This is a genomic window from Cellulophaga sp. BC115SP, from assembly GCF_009905545.1.
Lineage (GTDB): Bacteria > Bacteroidota > Bacteroidia > Cytophagales > Spirosomataceae > Flectobacillus > Flectobacillus rivi.
In genome coordinates this window covers 1-3,075 of the sequence record NZ_JAAALB010000111.1, presented here as the reverse complement: position 1 = coordinate 3,075, position 3,075 = coordinate 1, and the positions used below count along the sequence as shown (strand labels likewise).

The 3,075-nt window shown below is 35.8% G+C and carries 2 protein-coding genes; one reads left to right on the top strand and one right to left on the bottom strand.

Annotated elements, in window-relative coordinates:
- Nucleotides 1-95: 95 nt before the first annotated feature.
- Nucleotides 96-1,706 carry an acyl-CoA carboxylase subunit beta gene (locus GVN22_RS26960; protein WP_240915790.1) on the bottom strand — a complete coding sequence of 537 codons (1,611 nt, stop codon included), beginning with the start codon at nt 1,704-1,706 and terminating at the stop codon, nt 96-98.
- A 226-nt stretch (nt 1,707-1,932) separates the two neighbouring features.
- Between GVN22_RS26960 and GVN22_RS26955 the strand changes: the two genes are divergently transcribed.
- Nucleotides 1,933-2,613, top strand: a complete 681-nt coding sequence (locus GVN22_RS26955) for a response regulator transcription factor (RefSeq protein WP_166554105.1) — start codon at nt 1,933-1,935, stop codon at nt 2,611-2,613.
- The last annotated feature ends 462 nt before the right edge of the window (nt 2,614-3,075 follow it).

The window sequence follows — 3,075 nt, the reverse complement described above, 5'->3', positions numbered from 1 at the left end:
ATTATATATGTTTGGCAACACAAATTTACTGACCTATGATTTTACTATCTCTGTTTTTTTAACCCAATATTCGCATTTATATCAAATATCCTTTACTAAGTTTGAATAACACCTACTTTAAATTCTTTTTCAATAGGAGCATGATTGGCCGCTGCAATGCCTTCAGAAATTACACGTCGTGTCTGTAGTGGGTCTATAATTTCGTCAACCCATAATCTTGCAGCTGCATAATAAGGTGTTGTTTGCGTGTTATATCTCTCAATAATTTCTTTGAGTAATATCTCTTCTTCTTCCTTCGAAACTTCTTTGCCCTGCGACTGCATCGATGCAATTTGCGTTTGTAATAAGGTTTTGGCAGCTTGTTCCCCACCCATTACAGCGATTTTAGCACTTGGCCAGGCATAAATAAAACGTGGGTCATACGCCTTTCCACACATCGCATAATTACCCGCTCCGTAAGAATTGCCTATGACAATCGTAATTTTAGGAACGACCGAATTAGCTACAGCATTGACCATTTTAGCACCATCCTTAATAATACCCGAATGCTCCGAGCGACTTCCAACCATAAATCCCGTAACATCTTGTAAGAATACCAACGGAATTTTCTTCTGATTACAATTCATAATGAATCGAGCAGCTTTGTCGGCTCCATCATTATATATAACACCTCCAATCTGAACCTCGCCTTTACCACTTTTAGTAATCAAGCGCTGATTGGCTACAATGCCCACAGCCCAGCCATCAATACGAGCATATCCACAAAGAATAGTTTTTCCATAATCTTTTTTAAACTCATCAAACTCCGAATTATCAACCAATCGCTCGATAATATCTATCATATTATAAGGCTTAGTTCTAAGTTCGGGTAAAATGTCATAAATCTCTTTCTGATTTTTGGTTGGCAAACTAGAGGTTGCTCTATTAAAACCAGCTTTGGTATCCTCGCCAAGTTTTCCAATAATTCTTTTTACCTGATCCAAGCACTCTTGTTCGGTTGAAAATTTATAATCAGCATTTCCAGAAAGTTCGGTATGTGTCACAGCACCGCCCAATGTTTCAGCGTCAATGTTTTCTCCAATAGCAGCCTTTACTAAATAGGGACCTGCTAAAAAAATCGAACTTTGCCCTTCGACCATCAAGGTTTCGTCTGACATAATAGGAAGGTAGGCTCCACCAGCAACACAACTTCCCAAAACAGCCGATATTTGAGTAATGCCCATCGCACTCATAATAGAGTTGTTGTAAAAAACTCTACCGAAATGTTCTTTGTCAGGAAAAATTTCGTCTTGCATAGGTAGAAAAACTCCTGCACTGTCTACCAAATAAATAATAGGGAGCCTATTTTGTAAAGCTATTTCCTGCAAACGGAGATTCTTTTTGCCAGTAATGGGAAAATACGCTCCAGCTTTAACGGTTTGGTCGTTGGCAACAATCATACATTGTTTTCCTGACACATACCCAATGCCCCCAACAGTTCCTCCCGCAGGACAGCCGCCATACTCTTGGTACATTCCAAAACCTACAAAAGCACCCAATTCTAAAAATTCTGTATCAGGGTCGATTAAGTAGGCAATGCGTTCTCGTGCTGTGAGCTTTCCACGGTCGTGTTGTTTGGCAATATTTTTGAGACCACCTCCTAGTTTTATTTTCTCTAGGTGATTTGTCATTTGCTCCACCAATTGCTGGTTAGAGGATTGATTCATAGTTGACATGAGTTTTAGATAATAAATTGTTGATGAATGTGTTTATATAGAATAGCACAACCTTGGTATTCTATATAACTTTACTAAGTTATATAAATTATGCAAATATTAATAAATTGGATAATTTGACCAAATAGGCTACATTAGCAAATACTTAAATTTTCTAAATAGGGAATATTCCTAATAAATTGTCTTATCATAAACTAACTATATACATATTTATATAATGACCAGAATTCTGCTCGTCGAAGATGATGAAAGCCTAGGGTTTGTAGTAAAAGATAATCTTGAACAAGAAGGATATCAAATCGATTTACAAGTAGATGGCAAAGCCGGGCAAAGAGCTTTCCAGCAAAATGAATATGATTTGTGTATTTTTGATGTAATGCTTCCAGAAATGGATGGGTTTACGCTGGCCGAAACCATTAGAAAAGCAGGAAGTGAAATTCCTATAATATTCCTAACGGCAAAATCGCTTAAAGAAGATCGTATCAAAGGTCTTAAATTAGGAGCGGATGATTATTTGACAAAACCTTTCAGTATAGAGGAACTTGTTTTACGAATTGAAGCTATCCTGAAACGGACAGGCAAAAAAACTACAGTCTCAAGTGGTGTGCTTCAAATAGGGCGTTATATACATGATAGTAAAAACCTCAAACTGACTATCGATGATTTTCAACAAGAACTTACCCATCGAGAATCAGATTTATTAGCCTTTTTGATTCAACATAAAAACGAAACGCTCTCTCGTGATAAAATTTTGATCACTATTTGGGGAGATGATGACTATTTTAAAGGAAGAAGCCTCGATGTTTTTATCACTCGTTTACGAAAATACCTTAATAGAGACACTAATATCAAGCTCAGTAATGTACATGGGGTAGGTTTTCGTTTAGAAGTAAGCTAAAGTTTGAAATATTATTTATAAATATTCAAAGTATTAATTGTGTTTGTGAGTTTGTAGATATGACACCAATTGAATTATATCAATTTGGTGTCATTTTTTTTACCACCTGTATCTTCTGATGTTCAACGACTTACAAAAAACTTCAAAAAATAGTTGATAAAAGATTTGGAAGGTTGAGAATAAAGTGGGAATTTTGCACTCCCAAACGACGGGAAAGGAGTTGTAGCGAAGAGATAGAGTTAAGTGTTTCGAAAATAAATTTCAAAAAATATTTTCAAAAACATTTGGAAGTTAAAAATAAAGCTACTAATTTTGCACTCCCAAACAACGGGAAGCGGTTGAATCGAAAGAGATTTGACGACAAATTTTGAGATAATGTACTGATGATAAGTTGGTTAATTATTTTGGGATAAAGAGTTCTTTGAAAAGCTGGTAAGAAAAGATAAAAGAAAATACGACATT